This is a genomic window from Solimonas variicoloris DSM 15731, from assembly GCF_000382285.1.
GTDB classification, from domain to species: domain Bacteria; phylum Pseudomonadota; class Gammaproteobacteria; order Nevskiales; family Nevskiaceae; genus Solimonas; species Solimonas variicoloris.
Genome location: NZ_KB907930.1, coordinates 58,559 through 74,894, shown reverse-complemented (window position 1 = coordinate 74,894; position 16,336 = coordinate 58,559). Strand labels below are relative to the sequence as shown.

General features: G+C 68.4%; 14 protein-coding genes. 9 read left to right on the top strand and 5 right to left on the bottom strand.

The window, feature by feature from the left end; translation table 11 throughout:
* The first annotated feature begins 34 nt into the window (after nt 1-34).
* Genes H149_RS0109455 through H149_RS0109425 form a run of 7 tightly spaced genes read left to right on the top strand, consistent with a single transcriptional unit; the run spans nt 35 to nt 8,478 of the window.
* Nucleotides 35-1,222 (top strand): CpaE/TadZ family protein, encoded by a 1,188-nt coding sequence (locus H149_RS0109455; protein ID WP_020649509.1) that lies wholly within the window; start codon nt 35-37, stop codon nt 1,220-1,222.
* Nucleotides 1,223-1,249: 27 nt separating this feature from the next.
* A complete protein-coding gene (locus tag H149_RS0109450) occupies nt 1,250-2,476 on the top strand; it encodes a TadA family conjugal transfer-associated ATPase (RefSeq protein ID WP_020649508.1) in 1,227 nt (408 codons plus the stop codon).
* Entirely contained in the window at nt 2,473-3,402 is a 930-nt protein-coding gene (locus tag H149_RS0109445; protein WP_020649507.1) for a type II secretion system F family protein, read from the top strand. Before H149_RS0109450 ends, H149_RS0109445 begins: the two co-directional genes overlap by 4 nt.
* Nucleotides 3,402-4,343: a type II secretion system F family protein gene (locus H149_RS0109440; protein WP_020649506.1), complete on the top strand. Its 942-nt coding sequence runs from the start codon at nt 3,402-3,404 to the stop codon at nt 4,341-4,343. The genes H149_RS0109445 and H149_RS0109440 overlap by 1 nt, the downstream gene beginning before the upstream one ends.
* Nucleotides 4,333-5,031: a tetratricopeptide repeat protein gene (locus H149_RS20435; protein WP_083930899.1), complete on the top strand. Its 699-nt coding sequence runs from the start codon at nt 4,333-4,335 to the stop codon at nt 5,029-5,031. Before H149_RS0109440 ends, H149_RS20435 begins: the two co-directional genes overlap by 11 nt.
* The gene (locus H149_RS20430; protein ID WP_020649504.1) at nt 5,028-5,357 is read left to right on the top strand and encodes a DUF3613 domain-containing protein; all 330 of its coding nucleotides are present in this window, start codon (nt 5,028-5,030) and stop codon (nt 5,355-5,357) included. The genes H149_RS20435 and H149_RS20430 overlap by 4 nt, the downstream gene beginning before the upstream one ends.
* 43 nt (nt 5,358-5,400) lie before the next feature.
* On the top strand, nt 5,401-8,478 hold the full coding sequence (locus H149_RS0109425; RefSeq protein ID WP_020649503.1) for a sensor domain-containing protein: 3,078 nt from the start codon (nt 5,401-5,403) through the stop codon (nt 8,476-8,478).
* Between the two features lie 24 nt (nt 8,479-8,502).
* On the opposite strand, the gene H149_RS0109420 is transcribed toward H149_RS0109425, so the two are convergent.
* From H149_RS0109420 to H149_RS0109400, 5 genes are all read right to left on the bottom strand, one after another.
* A complete protein-coding gene (locus H149_RS0109420; protein WP_020649502.1) occupies nt 8,503-8,931 on the bottom strand; it encodes a universal stress protein in 429 nt (142 codons plus the stop codon).
* 61 nt (nt 8,932-8,992) lie between these two features.
* Nucleotides 8,993-9,808: a 16S rRNA (adenine(1518)-N(6)/adenine(1519)-N(6))-dimethyltransferase RsmA gene (rsmA, locus tag H149_RS0109415; RefSeq protein ID WP_020649501.1), complete on the bottom strand. Its 816-nt coding sequence runs from the start codon at nt 9,806-9,808 to the stop codon at nt 8,993-8,995.
* On the bottom strand, nt 9,805-10,794 hold the full coding sequence (gene pdxA / locus H149_RS0109410; RefSeq protein ID WP_020649500.1) for a 4-hydroxythreonine-4-phosphate dehydrogenase PdxA: 990 nt from the start codon (nt 10,792-10,794) through the stop codon (nt 9,805-9,807). Before pdxA ends, rsmA begins: the two co-directional genes overlap by 4 nt.
* A 30-nt stretch (nt 10,795-10,824) precedes the next feature.
* On the bottom strand, nt 10,825-12,162 hold the full coding sequence (locus H149_RS0109405; protein ID WP_020649499.1) for a peptidylprolyl isomerase: 1,338 nt from the start codon (nt 12,160-12,162) through the stop codon (nt 10,825-10,827).
* 85 nt (nt 12,163-12,247) lie between these two features.
* On the bottom strand, nt 12,248-14,467 hold the full coding sequence (locus H149_RS0109400) for an LPS-assembly protein LptD (protein WP_154654722.1): 2,220 nt from the start codon (nt 14,465-14,467) through the stop codon (nt 12,248-12,250).
* 122 nt (nt 14,468-14,589) lie between these two features.
* Here H149_RS0109400 and H149_RS0109395 point away from each other — a divergent pair, with 122 nt between their 5' ends.
* Together H149_RS0109395 and murU are read left to right on the top strand one after the other, a co-directional pair.
* Nucleotides 14,590-15,615: an aminoglycoside phosphotransferase family protein gene (locus H149_RS0109395; RefSeq protein ID WP_020649497.1), complete on the top strand. Its 1,026-nt coding sequence runs from the start codon at nt 14,590-14,592 to the stop codon at nt 15,613-15,615.
* Nucleotides 15,612-16,325, top strand: a complete 714-nt coding sequence (murU, locus tag H149_RS0109390) for an N-acetylmuramate alpha-1-phosphate uridylyltransferase MurU (RefSeq protein ID WP_020649496.1) — start codon at nt 15,612-15,614, stop codon at nt 16,323-16,325. Before H149_RS0109395 ends, murU begins: the two co-directional genes overlap by 4 nt.
* Nucleotides 16,326-16,336 lie beyond the last annotated feature (11 nt).

Genomic DNA, 16,336 nt, shown 5'->3' with positions numbered 1-16,336 from the left:
AATCGCAGACTGACCTTCGCTCACGGAAGAGACAATGAAAACGCAGGCTGTCGTCGTCGCCGACGATCCCGTCTATCTGAGCTGGCTCGAGAACGCTGCCGGCGCCAACGCCGAGTTCTCGCTGATCCGGCCGCTCGATGCCGAAGATCTGATCGAGCGTGTGCAGATGATGGGGCGTGTCGACGCCGCCTTCTTCCAGTTCGAACGCGCTAATCTCGACGCACGCCTGTCGATGATGGAGCGTCTGGTCGAGCGCATGCCGGATATCGCCGTCGCCGGCCTCGGCGCCGACAGCAATCCGGACGTGGTGTTGGCGGCGATGCGCGCCGGTGCGCGCGACTTCTTCGTGCTGCGGCGCGACGAGGCGGATGTGGCCGCGTTGCTGTCCAAGCTGCTGCGGCGCAGCCAGACGGTCAGCCGCACGCAGCAGAAGCAGGGGCGGCTGTTCAGCGTGTTCGCGAGTCAGCCGAACGACTCGATCGCTTTCGTTGCCGAGCATCTTGCGCTGGCCTGCGCCGCGCAGCTGCCGAAGAGCGAGCCGACGCTGCTCATCGACATCGCGACACCGCCCGGCGCCGCGGCGATTTTCCTCAACATCAGCCAGTCGTACAGCCTGCTCGACGCGGTCAACGACGTCTATCGCTGCGACCAGACGCTGGTCGATACGGCGTTTTCGCGCCACGCCAGCGGTCTTTATCTGCTGAGCCTGCCGGAAGATCTGATCGGCCGTCCGCAGTTCGTGTTCGACGATTTCCTGAAGTTGCTGCAAGTGGTGCGCGGCCTGTTCGGCTGTGTGGTGGTCGCCTTCGACGCGCACTGGCCGCTCGATTGCATTGCCGGGGTTCTCGGCCAGGCGGAGCGCTCGCTGCTGGTGTCCGACCAGTCGATCATCAAGTCGCGCCACAGCAAGTACCTGCTGCGGGCGCTGCGCCTCGACGATTGCCCGCTCGACCGCACCGCTTTGCTCGTCGATCACTATCGCAAACGTCTCGGGCTGGAGCCCGAGAACCTTGCCGAAATCCTCGATCTTCCGTTGTATGGCCGCCTGTCGGCGAGTGTCGGGCACGGTCGCGTGCAGGCGATGAACGCCGGCGAGCCGATGTTCAGCGTCGCGCCGAAAGAGCCGTTCTGCGCTGATATGCGTGCGCTCGCGTCGGCCCTGCTCGGTTCGCAGGAACGCATGGAGGCACCGAAGGCCGGGCTTGCCCGGCTGTTCGGCTAGGCCGTGGGGCACTCGGATCGCACCAGCATGAGCACGACACCGGACGCGCAGGTCGCCCGCTTCCGGCTATCGGATCAGTACCTGCAGCTGAAGAACAGCTTTCACCGGCACCTGATCCAGCAGATCGACGAGCGCAATCTCGATATCGACCAGTGGGACACGGAGCAGATCGAGCGCTTCGTGCTCGAACAGATCCGCCGCTATGTCGTTGATCAGCGTCTGCCGATCAATCAGCGCGAATCCGAGGCGCTGGCGCGCGACGCCAAGGATGAGCTGATGGGCTACGGGCCTATCCAGAATCTCATCGACGACGACAGCGTCAACGACATCGTCGTCAACGGGCCGAACCGGGTTTTCGTCGAAAGGGCCGGTCGTCTCTACAGCGTGCCGGTGCGCTTCTTCAACGATGCGCATGTGATTCGTGTGATCCAGCGCATCCTGGCGCCGATCGGGCGTCGCGTCGACGAGTCGACGCCGATGGTCGATGCACGCTTGCCGGACGGCTCGCGCGTCAACGCCATCATTCCGCCGATCGCGCTCGATGGGCCCTGCATCTCGATTCGCAAGTTTCGCAAGACGCCGCTGTCGGCCGATGACTTGCTGCGTTTCGGCACGATCAGCCCGGCCGAACTCGACTACCTCAAGCAGCGCGTCGCCGGCCGCACGAATCTCATCGTGGTCGGCGGTACCGGCTCCGGCAAGACTACCTTCCTCAATCTGCTGTCGCAGTGGATTCCGGCCGACGAGCGCGTCGTGACCATCGAAGACGCGGCGGAGTTGCGATTCGAACATGGGCATGTCGTGCGGTTGGAGACGCGGCCGCCGAACCTGGAGGGTGAGCGCGCCGTCAGCGCTCGCGACCTGGTCCGCAACGCCTTGCGCATGCGTCCGGATCGCATCGTCGTCGGCGAGGTGCGCGGCGACGAGGTGCTGGACATGCTGCAGGCGATGAACACCGGTCACGACGGATCGATGACCACGCTGCACGCCAATTCGACGCGCGACGCGATCCATCGTCTCGAACTGCTCGCCGGATTCGCGGGCTACACCGGCAGCGAGCTGACGTTTCGTGGCCAGATCGCGGCGGCGATCCAGCTGATCGTCCACGTCAGCCGACTCAAGGGAGGCGAGCGCCGGGTCATGTCGGTGACCGAGATTGCTGGCTTGTCGGGGCATGAACTGGTCATGCGCGACATCTTTCGCTACGACGGCGAGCGCGGCGAACATCTCGATCTGCGCGGGGAGCATACATGAGCCTGGTCTTCGTCCTGTTATTTGCGGTGGTGCTGTTCGCCGCGGCTGTCGTGCTGGTGCTGAGGGCGTCGGAGCGCGAGCGCCAGGAAGACGTCGGCCTGCGCCTGCGTGTGCTCGGCGGCGGTGAGGAGGCCGCGAGTACGCTCGCGCAGATGGATGCTGCACGCCAGATTCGCAATCCGGTGCTGCGCTGGGCCTGTCACCTGATCTGGCGCACAGGCGTGGAACTGACGCCGACGGCGGTGCTGCGCATCCTGATCGCGCTCGTCCTGCTGATTCCGCTGGCGTTGCTCCTGTTCGGCGTGCTGACGGGGCTGGCGCTGGTCGCGATGCTGCTGGTAATCGGCTGGTTCCTGCTGGTGCAGAAGGCCGCACGCCGGCGCGCCAAGATCATTGAACAGTTTCCGTCCTTTCTCGAAAGCACGATTCGTGTGCTGGCTGCCGGCAACACGCTTGACGAGGCCTTGTCTTCCGCCAGCCGCGAAGCACCAGATCCGATCAAGCCACTGTTCGTCAGTATCGGACGACAAGTGCGCCTCGGCGCGCCGCTGGAAGCGGTCCTGATGGAAACCGCTGAGATCCACCAGTTGCGCGATCTCAAGATCATGGCGTTGGCGGCGGCGATCAACCGCAAGTTCGGCGGTTCATTGCGCAACGTGCTGCGCAGCCTGATCTCCGGCATTCGTTCGCGCGACAACGCGGCGCGTGAACTGCGTGCGCTAACGGCCGAAACGCGTTTTTCGGCGCTGGTCCTCGCGGTCATTCCGATCGCGCTGATGTTCTATATCGTCTGGCAAAACCCGGACTACTACACGCAGATGTGGGCGGAGACGCGCGGGCGGATTCTGTTGGCCGGCTCGATCATCTTGCAGGTTGCCGGCGTGCTGGTGATCTGGCGCATGATGAAATCGACGGAGGAAGCCTGATGAGTCCGACACTTTTCGCGATGATCGTCGCTGCGGCGATCATCGTCTGCGTGCTGGCGCTGATGGCGCTCGCATATTTGCTGGTACGCACGCGTGAGGAATCGGTGGTGCGCCGCCGCCTTGATCCGCAAGCGGCAGCCGTGGCGCGTGACTTCAGCGCTACCGGCAATGCGCCGATCATCGAGAGCATGGCGCGTAGCGGCAAGGCCATTGAGCAGATGGTCGATACGGAAGGGGAAAGCGCACGTCTCATGGTCCAGGCTGGCTGGCGCTCGGCCAAGGCACGCCTGTTCTGGTACGCATTCCAGGCGGCGTTGCCGGTGGTGCTGTTTGCTGGCGTTGCGGCGTTCTGGACCTTCAGCGACTCGCCGCAGCGAACCATGACGAGCCTGTTGCTGGCAATGATGGCCGCGATCCTCAGCTTTCTTGCCCCGCGCTGGGTGCTTCGCAGCGTCGCCGAGGGGCGCCGGAAGCGTATTCGCGGCGAAGTGCCGCTGTTCATCCACCTGTTGGTCCTGCTGTTCGAATCCGGTTTGTCGACTCGCCAGGCGCTGGCGAGCATCGTCCGCGAAAGCGGCGGCGTGCTGAGGGAATTGGGGCGTGAGCTCGACCTCGTTTTGCGGCAGGTCGAAGCCGGCGCCGAGGCCGGCGACGCGCTGAAGAACCTGGGAGAAGCGCTTGACGTCGAGGATCTGAGCACGGTGCTGGGAGTGTTGCGTCAGGTCGATCGCTACGGCGGTGAACTGCGCGAGCCGCTGCTCGAAACGCTGCAGGTGATCGAGGAGCGCCGCGGCTACGAGATGCGTGAGAAGGTCAACCTGATGTCCGGACGCATGACGGTCGTCATGGTGCTGTTCTTCTTCCCGGCGCTGATGATTTTCGTCGCCGGGCCGGCTTTTCTGTCGATCGTTACGGTGCTCGGGAATCTCAATGCGCAATAAAGGCGCAGGCTTCTTGGTGTCTGTTGCTTCGCTGGTTTTGCTCGCCGGTTGCGCCGGTGGCTTCGGCCGCGCGACCACGGCGTCGCCGAATACACCCGAAGAGCTCGAATCCACCGACAAGTCCATGCACGTCGACCTGATCCGCAAGATGCTCGATCAGGAGCAGTATTACGCTGCGCTTGCGCATATCCAGCAGCAGCAGCGCAGCAGCGGCAACAGCGAGGAACTGCGTTACCTCGAGGCGGAGGCGCGGCGCCAGCTCGGCGAGGGCGCAGCAGCGGAAAAGCTCTACCGAGATCTGCTCAAGGGCCGTCTGGCCGGCGATGCCTATCACGGTCTGGGGCTGCTCTATGCGCCGCGCAATCTCGCGACCTCGGTGCAGTATTTGCGCGAGGCAGCGCAGCGCAGGCCGACGGACGCCAAGGTGCGTAACGACCTCGGGTACGCGCTGCTGCGCGCGGGACGCTATGCGGAGGCGATGCCCGAACTGTCGACGGCCGTCGAGCTCGATCCGGCCAACGACAAGGCGCGCAACAATCTCGTGCTGCTGCTGATGGTGACGCGTGACGAGGAAGGCGTGCGACGCGTCGTCGATCAGGCGGGCATCCCGCCCGAAACCGTTGCCCGCCTGCGCAGCGATGCGCAGGCTTTGCAGGCCCGCGCCGCGGGCTCAGGAGTGAAGAAATGAAGAAGATCGCTTTGATCGGCGCCGCGCTGTTCTGCGCCACCTCGGCCGCTTTCGCGCAGGAGGCTGCGGACCCCGCGCCCGACGCGCCGGCCACCGTCGCGCCGCCTGCCGAGGCGGCGCCGCTGCCGCAGCTTGGTGCCGATACGCGCTCCTGGCTGGCCCTGCAGAAGGAGACGGCGGCGCAGGTGCCGGATCTGCGCCCGGTGCCGGGCGAGGTCGCCGAGCAGGTCTATCAGCGCTACGTCAACAGCTTCAAGCACCCCATTCCCGAGACCTTCAAGCGCGACAGCTTCGTCGAGAGCGGTAGCGGCGGCAGCGGGTCCTGATTCCGGGACGGCAGCCGCGTTACTGTGGGCGCCGTGCTGAACGATGCGCACGATCGATGCTGGCAAGCGCTGGCCGCGACGTCAGGCGGCATATGGTCTGCTGCTGCTGCAGGCCGTGCTGCTGCTCGCGCTCGGCCTGTCGTGCCTCGCTTACGCCGGCGGCCTGCAGGCGCGCGCCGCGCGCGCCCTGGCGGAGGCTGCGGTTCCCGACGCATTGCGCGCCGAGCTGCGGCGGACACGCCATTCCACGGCGGAACTGGGGCGCCTCGCGCGCGCGCTCACGGTCCGCGGCAGCGAAGGGGCGTATCGCTGGGGGCTTTGCCGGCTGGCGATCTTCGACGCCGACGGGCTGCGCCTGGCGCGCGCCGGACGCTATGACGGACTGAAGCTCTCCGGCCATGTCGGCGCCGCGCTCGAGGAACTGCTGTATCGCGTGCGCGCCGTGCACGCCAGCGCGCTGGTCCAGACTGAAGACGGGCGCGTGCTGGGACGCGCCGAATTCGACCTGATTCCCTCCGAAGCCGCGGCGATCCACGATGACGCCGTTGCCCGGCTCCGTGCGACCGGCTATGCGTTGCTGCTGTTGGGCGGCCTGCTGATCCCGGTGTGGTGGCGGCTGCTGCGGCGTCAGGCACGCCGCCCGGAATGGATGCGCCGCGCCGATCCGCACGCGCCGGGCAGTGCGGGTGCCATGATCGACGCGTCGACCGCAGCCGAGCTGTTCCGCGAGCGGGCCGGCACGGTCATGGACGCGCTCGACTACGGCATGGTCACCGCCGACCGCGATGGTCGCATCCGCTATCTGAATGCCACCGCCGAACGTCTGAGCGGCTGGCCGCTGGCGGCGGCACGCGGGCGCATGGCCTACTCGGTCTTCCATCTCCACGATCGGCGCGACCTGCCGCTGCAGAGCGCACTGGAGCAGGCGCTGCAGCGCAACGGCGACGTGCCGGCGCAGAGCGCCTGGCTGCGCGCCCGCGACGGCACGCGGCGGCCGGTCGAACTGCTCGCCTGCCTGATCCGCAAGCGCGACGGCAGCGTCGACGGTGTCGCCATGCTGTGCCGCGATGTGACGCGGCATGCCGCGGAACTCGATGCGCTCAAGCACGAAGCGCAGCTGTCGCAGGCCGTCGTCGACCATCTCGAGGAAGGCGTGCTGATGACCGATCCGTCGGGTGTCGTGCGATTTGCCAACGCGCGCGCCGAACGCATGTTCGGATACGCCCGCGACGAGCTGCAGGGCTTCACGATCACCAAGCTGATGCCGGTGCCGTTCCTCAATACGCCGGGCATCCGTATCACCGACTACGTCGGCACGGTCGGGCCGCGCAGCGACGCCGCGTTGCCGAAGATCGTCGGCTGGCGCAAGGACGCCACCACGTTCCCGGTCGAGATCTGGGTGCAGCCGCTGCAGGTCGAGCAATCCTCGGGTCTGGTCGTCATCGTCCGCGACATCAGCGAGCGCCTGCGTGGCGAGAACCTTGCGAGCCGTCTCGGCCGCCTGCTCGACGCCGCCGTCGAGGAGGTCTACATCTTCGACGCGCAGACGCTGGCCTTGCTCGACGTCAACCGCGGTGCGCGACGCAATCTCGGCTTCCGTCCGGAAGCGCTGCTGCGCATGACGCCACTCGATATCAGCGAGCAGCTCGACGAAGCGGTGTTCCGCCAGTATCTGCTGCAGCTGCGCGGCGGCGAGCACGATCATCTGATCTATCGCTGCCGGCATCGCCGCGCCGACGGCAGCAGCTATCCGGTCGAGGTGAGGCTCAACTTCTCGCGCGACGAGGAGCCGCCGGTCTTCATGGCGATTGCCGTCGACATCAGCGAGCGCCTCGAGGCCGAGCTGCGGCTGCAGCAGCTGGCGCACTACGATGCGCTGACCGGCCTGCCGAATCGCGCGATGCTGCAGGATCGCCTGCAGCAGGCCTGGCTTGCCGCCCAGCAGCGCGGCGCTCGCTCGCTCGGCGTACTGTTCCTCGACCTCGATCGCTTCAAGGAGATCAACGACCGTCACGGTCACGAAGCCGGCGATCTGGTGCTGAAGGCGACCGCCGACCGTCTGCGCACGGCGCTGCGCGAGTCCGACACCGTTGCCCGCCTGGCCGGCGACGAGTTCGTGATCGTCGCGCCCGGTCTGCGCTCGGTCGAGGACGCGGCGCAGCTGGCGCAGAAACTGCTCGACCGCTTCGCGCATCCGCTCGATATCCCCGGCCATCGCATCCAGATGCGGCTGAGCATCGGCGTCACGCTCTATCCGCTCGACGAGAGCGACGCCGAGGGCCTGCTGCGCCACGCCGATGCCGCGATGTACGAGGCCAAGCAGGCGGGGCGAGGCTGCTACCGGATCTTTTCCACCGAGATCGACGCCGACCGCCGCCGCCGCCTCGGCCTCGAACGCGAGATCCATGCCGCGGTCGCGCTCAACCAGCTGCATCTGCTCATGGAGCCGGTCCTCGACGTCGAGCACGGCGCGGTCAAGGCGATTCGCGCTTCACTGTACTGGCAGCATCCGCGCTTCGGTCGCATCGCGCACGACGAGCTGCTGCGCGCCGCGGCCCGCGCCGGCCTGATCGGTGATCTCGAACTGTGGCAGATCACGCACGCCTGCGAGCATCATCTCAGCGCCCGCCGCCACGGCCTGCCGGCCTTGCCGTTCATCATCGACGTGTCCGGCTGGCAGCTGCGCAGCGGCGAGTTCGCGTGCCACGTCGACGAGCTGGTACGGCGCTACGACGTGGCGGCCGACCGCCTGATCCTGGCCCTGAATCCGGACGGCGTGCTCGACGCGGCGACGCTGCACGCCGATGCCGCCGCCCTGATCGGGCGCGGGCTGCGCCTGGCGCTGCGCGATTTCAACCTGCCGCTGCCGGACTTCGGTCCATTGCCGATCCGGCTGCTGCTGGCTTCCGACACCTTGGCCGACACGGCCGATATGGCCGCCGCGACCGCAGTGGCGCGCGCGCGCGGGCTTCTGCTGATCGCCATGCAGGTCGACGAGATCCAGCACGCCCGCTGGCGCGCAGCCGGATGTCACTGGTTCGGCGGCGAAGCGGTGCATGCGCCGATGGAAGCCGCCGACGCCGTCGGCTGGCTCAATGGCCGCGAGGTGCAGCCGCTCTGAAAGCCGCCGCGCGCGATCCGCGCGTCAGACGTGCAGGGCGAGGACGTCGCAGCGTGCGCGCGTGACCACGCTTTCCCCGGTGTGACTGAACCAGGCCGCGAGGCCGTGCCGCGGATGGTGGCCGAGCACGATCAGATCGATCTGCAGCGATTCGGCGAGCTGCTGGATCTGTGGCGTCACCGGGCCGCTGGCGGTGTGCAGATCGGCGGCCGGGATCGAAAACTCCGCGCACAGCGCTTCGAGCTGGCGACGCGACTGTTCTTCGAGCTGCTGCGTCAGATCGACCGGCGCGCTCATCAGCAGCTCACCGCTTTCGATCGGGATGTACTCGACGACGTGCAGCACCGACAGGCGGGCCCCGAAGTGCTGGGCCAGCGCCTGCGCGCGCGCCAGCACGGCGCGCCCGCTCGGATCGAGGGCCACTGCGGCAAGGATGTGGCGGTACAGGCTCATGCGCGACTCCTGGGCGTGAACGCTCGGGTGAGTCCGCAGTATCGCGCGGCAGCTGCTGGCGTCAACCGGCGGCGGACGGCGCCGATGCCCGCGCGTGCAGCAGGTTGGCCAGACGCGCGAAGTCGCGCGCGTGCAGGCGTTCGGCGCGGATCGTCGGCTCGATGCCGGCGGCGGCGATGGTCGCGGCATCGGCCACGCCCTTGAGCGCGTTGGCGAGCGTCTTGCGGCGCTGCGAGAAGGCGGCGGCGACGACACGGTCGAACAGCGCGAGATCGTCGATCGCGTAATCGGGCGCGCGCGGGCGCAGGCGCACGATCGCCGAGTCCACCTTCGGCGCCGGCCGGAACGCGCCCGGCCCGACGTTGAACAGATGCGCCACCTCGCAGCGTGCCGCGAGCGCGACCGTCAGGCGCCCGTAGTGCTCGCTGCCGGGTTCGGCGCACATGCGCTCGACGACTTCCTTCTGCAGCATGAAGTGCATGTCGGCGATCGCATCGGCCTGCTCGAGCAGATGGAACAGGATCGGCGTCGAGATGTTGTACGGCAGATTGCCGACCAGGCGCAGGCGCTTGCCGGGCTCGGTGAACTGCCGGTAGTCGACCGTCAGCGCGTCGGCCTGGGTGATGTGCAGTCCCGGCGCGTGGCCGGTCGCCTCGATGAGATGCGGGATCACGTCGCGGTCGATCTCGACGACCTGCAGCCGGCCGGTCTTTTCGAGCAGCGGGACGGTCAGGGCGCCGAGTCCGGGGCCGATCTCGACGAGCACGTCGTCGGCCTGCGGATGGATCGCGCGCAGGATGCGGGCGATGACCTGCGGGTCGTGCAGAAAATTCTGGCCGAAGCGCTTCTTGGCCTGGTGCGGTGCGGATTCGTTCATCGCCGGGCGAGTTCGATGGCCAGACGCAGTGCCGCGCGCAGGCTGCCGGGGTCGGCACGGCCGCTGCCGGCGAGGTCGAGCGCCGTGCCGTGATCGACCGAGGTGCGCACGATCGGCAGGCCGAGCGTGATGTTGATGCTCTCGCCGAAGCCGGCGTACTTGAGGACCGGCAGGCCCTGGTCGTGGTACATCGCCAGCACCGCGTCGGCGCCGGCGAGGTGCGCCGGCGTGAACAGGGTGTCGGCCGGTAGCGGCCCGCGTGCGTCGATGCCTTCGGCACGCGCCGCGGCCAGCGCCGGTTCGATGATCTCGATCTCCTCGCGGCCCAGATGTCCGGATTCGCCGGCGTGCGGGTTGAGTCCGCAGACCAGGACGCGCGGCGCGTCGATGCCGAAGCGCGTGCGCAGGTCATGGGCGAGGATGCGCAGCGTCGCCAGCACGCGCTCAGCGGTGATCGCGTCGGCGACCGCGCGCAGCGGCAGATGCGTGGTCACCAGCGCGACCCGTAACGGCCGGTCGCCGGCGTTCGCCAGCATCATCACCGGCAGCGCGGCGCCGCAGCGTTCGGCGAGGAACTCGGTATGGCCGCTGAACGGCACGCCGGCGTCGTTGATGACGCTCTTCTGCACCGGCCCGGTGACGAGCGCGCCGGCCTGGCCGGCGAGGCAGGCATCGGCGGCGCGGCGCAGCGTGTCCAGCACATAGGCGGCGTTGCGCGGCTCGAGCCGGCCGGCCGTGGTCGGCGCCGCGCGCGGCACGGCGAGCACGGCGAGCGTGCCGGCCGGCCGCAGGCGCGGCGGGGCCGACAAGTCGACGGGCTCGAGATGCAGCGCCAGGCCCAGCGCCGCGGCGCGCGACTGCAGCAGCGCGGGATCGGCGACGGCGACCAGCTCGGCCGGCCATGCATCCTGCGCGATCGCGCAGGCCAGATCGGGACCGATGCCGGCCGGCTCGCCCGGCGTCAGCATGATGCGCGGCGGGCTCACGGCCGCTCCGTCGGCGCGCTGGTGCCGCGCTTACTGCAGCTGCGCGGCGGCTTCGGCATCCGCGGGCACGCGGTATTCGACGTAGGCTTCGTTGCGCAGGCGGCGCAGCCAGATGTCGTATTCCTCGGCGGCCTTGCGCGTGCCGATCGCGGTGCGGGCGCGGGCGCGCTTCTGCTCTTCGGTGACGTCGCGATCGCGACGCTCAAGCAGCTGCGCGATGTGCCAGCCGAACTGGGTGCGGAATGGCGGCGAGATCTCGTTCGGCTTGAGCTGGTCGAGGCGCGACTGGAATTCCGGAACGAACACGCCGGGCGGCTGGAAGCCGAGGTCGCCGCCGCTGTTCTTGGAGCCCGGGTCATCCGAGTGCTCCTTGGCGAGCTTGGCGAAGTCCTCGCCGGCCTGCAGGCGGTTGTACAGCTCGCGCGCCTGGGCGCGGGCCTGTTCGTCGTCGCGGATCGCGTTGGTCTGGATCAGGATGTGGCGGGCATGCGTCTCGGTGACGGTCTTGCGCTCGTCGCCGCCGCGCATGTCGGCCAGCTTGATGAGGTGATAGCCGCTGCCGGTCTCGAAGACCTCGCTGGTCTCGCCGACCTTGAGCTTGCCGGCGGCGCTGGCGAACGCGCTCGGCAGGTCGCCGCCCTTGCGCCAGTCGAGATCGCCGCCCTGCAGGGCCTGCTGGCCGTTGGAGTTGGCGATCGCCAGCTGCGCGAAGTCCTCGCCGGCGCGGATGCGCTTGAGCAGGTCGGCGATCTTGGCGCGCGCCTGGTCGCGGACCTGCTGGCTGGCGCCGTCCGGCACGGCGATCAGGATGTGCGAGAGGCGGTATTCCTTGTCGCTGTTGGCGCCTTCACTGGCGAGGAAGGCGTCGACGTCCTGCTCGGTGACCACGACGCGGCTGTCGACCTCGCGGTTGCGCAGGCGCTGCAGCGTCACCTCGTCGCGAATCTGCTCGCGCAGATTGAGATAGTCCAGACCCTCGCTGCGCACCACATCGGCGAAAGCCGCCAGGCTCAGGCCGTTCTGCTTGGCGATGCTGGTCAGCACTTCGTTGAGCTCGCGGTCATCGATGCGGATGCCGGCCTGCGCGGCGCGCTGGGTCTGCACGCGCGTCAGGATCAGCCGTTCGAGCACCTGCGCGCGCAGTGCGGCGTCGGGCGGCGACGTCAGGCCGCGCTTGCTGATCTGCAGGCGCGCGTCGTCCATCGACTGGTCGAGCTCGCTCTGCAGGATCACGCCGTCGTTGACGACGACGATGATGCGGTCGAGATCCTGCGGGGCGGCGCGGGCGGCCGGCGCCAGCGCGAGCGTGGTGACGAGCGCGAGGAGGAACGAAAGCGCGAGACGCAGCGGGAGGGGACGCGACGGCATGATGGGACCGTTGGCTGGAAAGACGGAATGGGAACGCAAGTCCGGGATTATCGCCCAGAGCCGGCGGCGATACCTACTGCCGGCCCTAGTAGACATCGTCGTCGACGCGAAGGTTCGGGAAGCCGGAACCGATCTGGCCGAGGCCCTTGAGTTCGAGCTGGGCGTAGATGCCGGTGTTGAAGGTGCCGCGCGAGTCCGAAATGTAGCGCCGCGCCGCAACGTCGATGGCCCAGCAGCAGGTGTCGTAGCGCAGGCCGACGTAGGTATCGAGCGTCTTGCCATCGCTGATCGAGTAGCGCCAGCGCCCGGCGGCGCTGATCGCCTTGTAGATCGGCGTCATCGCCACGAGATCGGTCTGCTCGAGCTGGTCGCGGCGGTAGCGGTAGGCGGCCTCGAACAGACGCCGGTGATCGTCGCGGTAGCGCACGGCGATGCCGGTGCGGCTGAATTCGTTCTGCTCGGGCGACCATTGCGCGAGCAGGCGGGTGCCCCAGTTCTGCGAGAGGTTGTAGTCGAACTCGCCGATGAAGTCGGTGGCGCCCTTGTCGGGGGCGGATTCGCCCGGCAGCGTCACGCGCGGCGCCTCGAAGCGGTAGAGCTGGCCGATCGCCACCGAAGCCTTGACCGCGCCGGTGTCCGGGTCGAGCTGGCGGCCGGTCAGCGCCAGCGTCAGCTCGTTGGCGTCCGAGATGCGGTCGAGGCCGGAGAAGCGGTTGCGCGCGAACAGCTGCGTGAAGTCGAAGTCCGGTTCGCCGCTGTCGAACACCGGCAGGTCGCCTTGATCCTCGTACGGCACGTACAGATAGAAGATCCGCGGTTCGAGCAGCTGCGGGGTGCCGTCGGCGAGCATGCGTTCGAAGCGCAGGCCGTACTCGGTGCTGAACATCGGCAGCGCGCGGTCCGGCGAGTTGGACTGCCCGGCCGCCGTGTCGGTCAGCTCGTAGGCGGTGTAGTGGAAATCCAGCTGCGCCTTGCTGAACCAGGCGATCGTGTCGCGTTCGATCTTCAGGTACGGGTCGAGATCGATGCGCTGGCCCTGCACCGAGTCGGCGCGCGCGAAGTTGCTGTACTCGCCGGTGAAGCCGGCGCGCGTGTAGAAGTAGGTGTTGCGCGTCTGGGCGTTGACGAGAACCTGCGGCAGGCGCCGGTACGGTTCTTCGAGCGAGGTGATGTTGCTGTTGATCTTCTGGTAGTCCTGCACCAGCGCCTGGATCGAGTACTCGGCCGGCGACTGGTAGGTCAGGCGCGCGCTGCGGTCGAGGAACGAGATCGAGCTCAGGTCGACGTTGCCGCCGAGATCCTCGAAATAGGCCGGGTCGCTGACGTTGGCATAGTGCAGAGCGACGCTCATGCGCCGGTTCAGCAGGCCGCGGTGCTCGAACGAGACGTAGTCGCGCTTCTCGCCGGTGATGTCGTCCTTGTCCAGGTATTCGTAGCCGAGATTGCCCTCGGACCGTTCGAACAGATAGCGGCCGGCGAGATCGAGCTGGGTGCCGCGCTTGGACATGTAGCGCGGCGTGAAGGTCAGGTCGTAGTTCTCGGCGAGATTGATGTACAGCGGCTGGCGGATGTCGAGGCCGGTCTTCTTGGTGTCGGCGACGATCGGGTACAGCAGGCCGGTGCGGCGACGATCGTCGATCGGAAACTGCAGCCACGGCGAATAGAAAATCGGCACGCCGAGAAAGCGCAGGCGCGCGTTGCTGGCGCTGCCCAGGCCGGCGTCGTAGTCGAGCTTGATCTTGCTCGCCTCCAGATACCAGCTGTCGTCGCCGGGCGCGCAGCTGGTATAGGTCGCCTCCTGCATCGACGCCGTCTTGTCGGCGTTGACCTGCAGCTCGCGGGCGTTGCCGCGCGCGACCCGCGCGGTCAGCGTGAAGGCGTTGTCGCTGAAGATGCCGGTCTGGTCGTCGAGGTCGAACTGCGCGCGCTGCGAGTCGACGACCACGTCCTGGCTGCGGAACAGCGACTCGTTGTTGATGATGACGCGCTTCTGCGCTGCATCGTAGTCGAGCTGGTCGGCGCTGATTTCCTTGTCGCCCTGGCGCAGCTTGACCGAACCGAGCAGTTTCGACAGACCTTCCTGCTGCAGATCGACCTGGTCGGCCGTCATGCGGATCTTGTCGTCGGTCGCCGGCTCGAGCGGCGGCAGCGTGTCGCTGATCTGCGGGCAGGTCGACGGCATCAGATCGTGCCGGTCGCGGGTGTAGTCCGAACGGGTCGGCAGCGTGCTCTGCGCCTGCGCCGGCGCGGCCATCGCGCAGCTGAGCCCGAGCAGGAAGGCGAACGGACGCGGGGAAAGGGACAAAGGTGGGCCGGTTTCGGGGATCGGGGCGCAAGTATCGGCGGACGTTTGCGCCCGGTGCAATCGTCGGCGGCGCGGGCGTTCGGTTAAGCTGCGACGCCCGTCTTGCACTGTCCCGGCCCGCCTTGTCCCATTCCGCCCCCGTTCTCGAACTCGATGCCCGCGCCGCCGCCGGCCGCGACTGGGCGCTGCGCCAGCTCGGCCTCGCCGACGCGCGCTTCGCCCCGGCCTCCGCCGACGCCAGCTTCCGCCGCTATTTCCGCCTCGAATCCGGCGCCGACAGCTGGGTACTGATGGATGCGCCGCCGGCGCGCGAGGATTGCGCGCCGTTCATTCAGGTCGCGCAGCTGCTGCACGAGGCCGGCCTGCACGCGCCGCGCATCGTCGCCCGCGACCTTGCGTCCGGCTATCTGCTGCTGACCGATCTCGGTCGCCAGACCTATCTGCAGCGGATCCGCGACGGCGGCGCGCAGGTCGACGCCGACGCGCTGATGGAGGATGCGATCGACGCCCTGATCCGCTGGCAGCTCGCCAGCCGCCCGGGCGTGCTGCCGCCGTACGACGCCGTGCTGCTGCAGCGCGAGCTGCAGCTGTTTCCGGACTGGTACGTCGCCCGCCACCTGCAGACCGCGACCCGCATCGAGCAGGCCGCCGCACTCGAAGGCATCGAGCGCCTGCTGGTCGAATCGGCGCTGGCCCAGCCGCGCGTCTACGTGCACCGCGACTACATGCCGCGCAATCTCATGGTGTCGGCGCCGAACCCCGGCATCCTCGACTTCCAGGACGCGGTCGAAGGCCCGCTCGCCTACGACGTCGTCTCGCTGTTCAAGGATGCCTTCCTCAGCTGGCCGGCCGAGCGCGTCGAGCGCTGGCGCCGGCTCTACGCCGAGCGCGCGCGCCGCGCCGGTCTGCCGGTCGCCGACGACGCCGAGTTCGAGCGCCAGTTCGACTGGATGGGCGTGCAGCGCCACCTCAAGGTCATCGGCATCTTCGCCCGCATCCAGTACCGCGACGGCAAGCCACAGTATCTCGCCGACGTGCCGCGCTTCATCGCTTACGTGCGCGAGGTCGCGGTCCGCTACCGCGAGCTGACGCCGCTGCTGCGCCTGTTCGACGAGCTCGGCCTGCACGACGGCGGCGCCGCCGCGTGACGGTACGCGCCTTCATCCTCGCCGCCGGCCGCGGCGAACGCATGCGGCCGCTGACCGACGAGACGCCCAAGCCGCTGCTCGAAGCCGGCGGCCGGGCGCTGATCGAGCATCATCTGCGCGGGCTGGCCGCGGCCGGCGTGCGCGAGGCCGTGGTCAATCTCGGCTGGCTCGGCGCGCGCATCGCCGAGCGGCTCGGCGACGGTTCCCGCTACGGTCTGCGCATCGCCTATTCCGACGAAGGCTGGCCGGCGCTGGAGACCGGCGGCGCGCTGCGCCGCGCGCTGCCGCTGCTCGGCGAGCGGCCGTTCCTGCTCGTCAACGGCGATGTCTACACCGACTACGCGTGGCCGGCGCTGGTCGCGCGGGCCGGCGACTGGCCCGACGCGCGCCGCGCGCATCTGGTGCTGGTGCCGAATCCGGCGCATCACCCGCGCGGCGATTTCACGCTGGCCGACGGCCAGATCGCCGAACCGCCGGGCGTGGCGCGGCTGACCTTCAGCGGTATCTCGATGATCGATCCGCGGCTGCTCGACGACGCCCCGGCCGCCGGCGCCTTCCCACTGGCGCCGCTGCTGCGCGCGGCGGCGCGCCAGGGTCGCGTCAGCGCCGAACTGCACGAGGGTCTGTGGTCCGACGTCGGCACCCCCGAGCGCCTGGCGGCACTGCAGGCCACGCTGGCGCCCCTTGCAGACCGGGCCCGCCGCCCATAAGCCTTGAGACC

What these genes read in the sequence shown, in the direction of transcription:
- H149_RS0109455 (WP_020649509.1), top strand. Translation starts at nt 35, where the DNA reads ATGAAAACGCAGGCTGTCGTCGTCGCCGACGATCCCGTCTATCTGAGC.
- H149_RS0109450 (WP_020649508.1), top strand. Translation starts at nt 1,250, where the DNA reads ATGAGCACGACACCGGACGCGCAGGTCGCCCGCTTCCGGCTATCGGAT.
- H149_RS0109445 (WP_020649507.1), top strand. Translation starts at nt 2,473, where the DNA reads ATGAGCCTGGTCTTCGTCCTGTTATTTGCGGTGGTGCTGTTCGCCGCG.
- H149_RS0109440 (WP_020649506.1), top strand. Translation starts at nt 3,402, where the DNA reads ATGAGTCCGACACTTTTCGCGATGATCGTCGCTGCGGCGATCATCGTC.
- H149_RS20435 (WP_083930899.1), top strand. Translation starts at nt 4,333, where the DNA reads ATGCGCAATAAAGGCGCAGGCTTCTTGGTGTCTGTTGCTTCGCTGGTT.
- H149_RS20430 (WP_020649504.1), top strand. Translation starts at nt 5,028, where the DNA reads ATGAAGAAGATCGCTTTGATCGGCGCCGCGCTGTTCTGCGCCACCTCG.
- H149_RS0109425 (WP_020649503.1), top strand. Translation starts at nt 5,401, where the DNA reads ATGCGCACGATCGATGCTGGCAAGCGCTGGCCGCGACGTCAGGCGGCA.
- H149_RS0109420 (WP_020649502.1), bottom strand. Translation starts at nt 8,931, where the DNA reads ATGAGCCTGTACCGCCACATCCTTGCCGCAGTGGCCCTCGATCCGAGC.
- rsmA (WP_020649501.1), bottom strand. Translation starts at nt 9,808, where the DNA reads ATGAACGAATCCGCACCGCACCAGGCCAAGAAGCGCTTCGGCCAGAAT.
- H149_RS0109405 (WP_020649499.1), bottom strand. Translation starts at nt 12,162, where the DNA reads ATGCCGTCGCGTCCCCTCCCGCTGCGTCTCGCGCTTTCGTTCCTCCTC.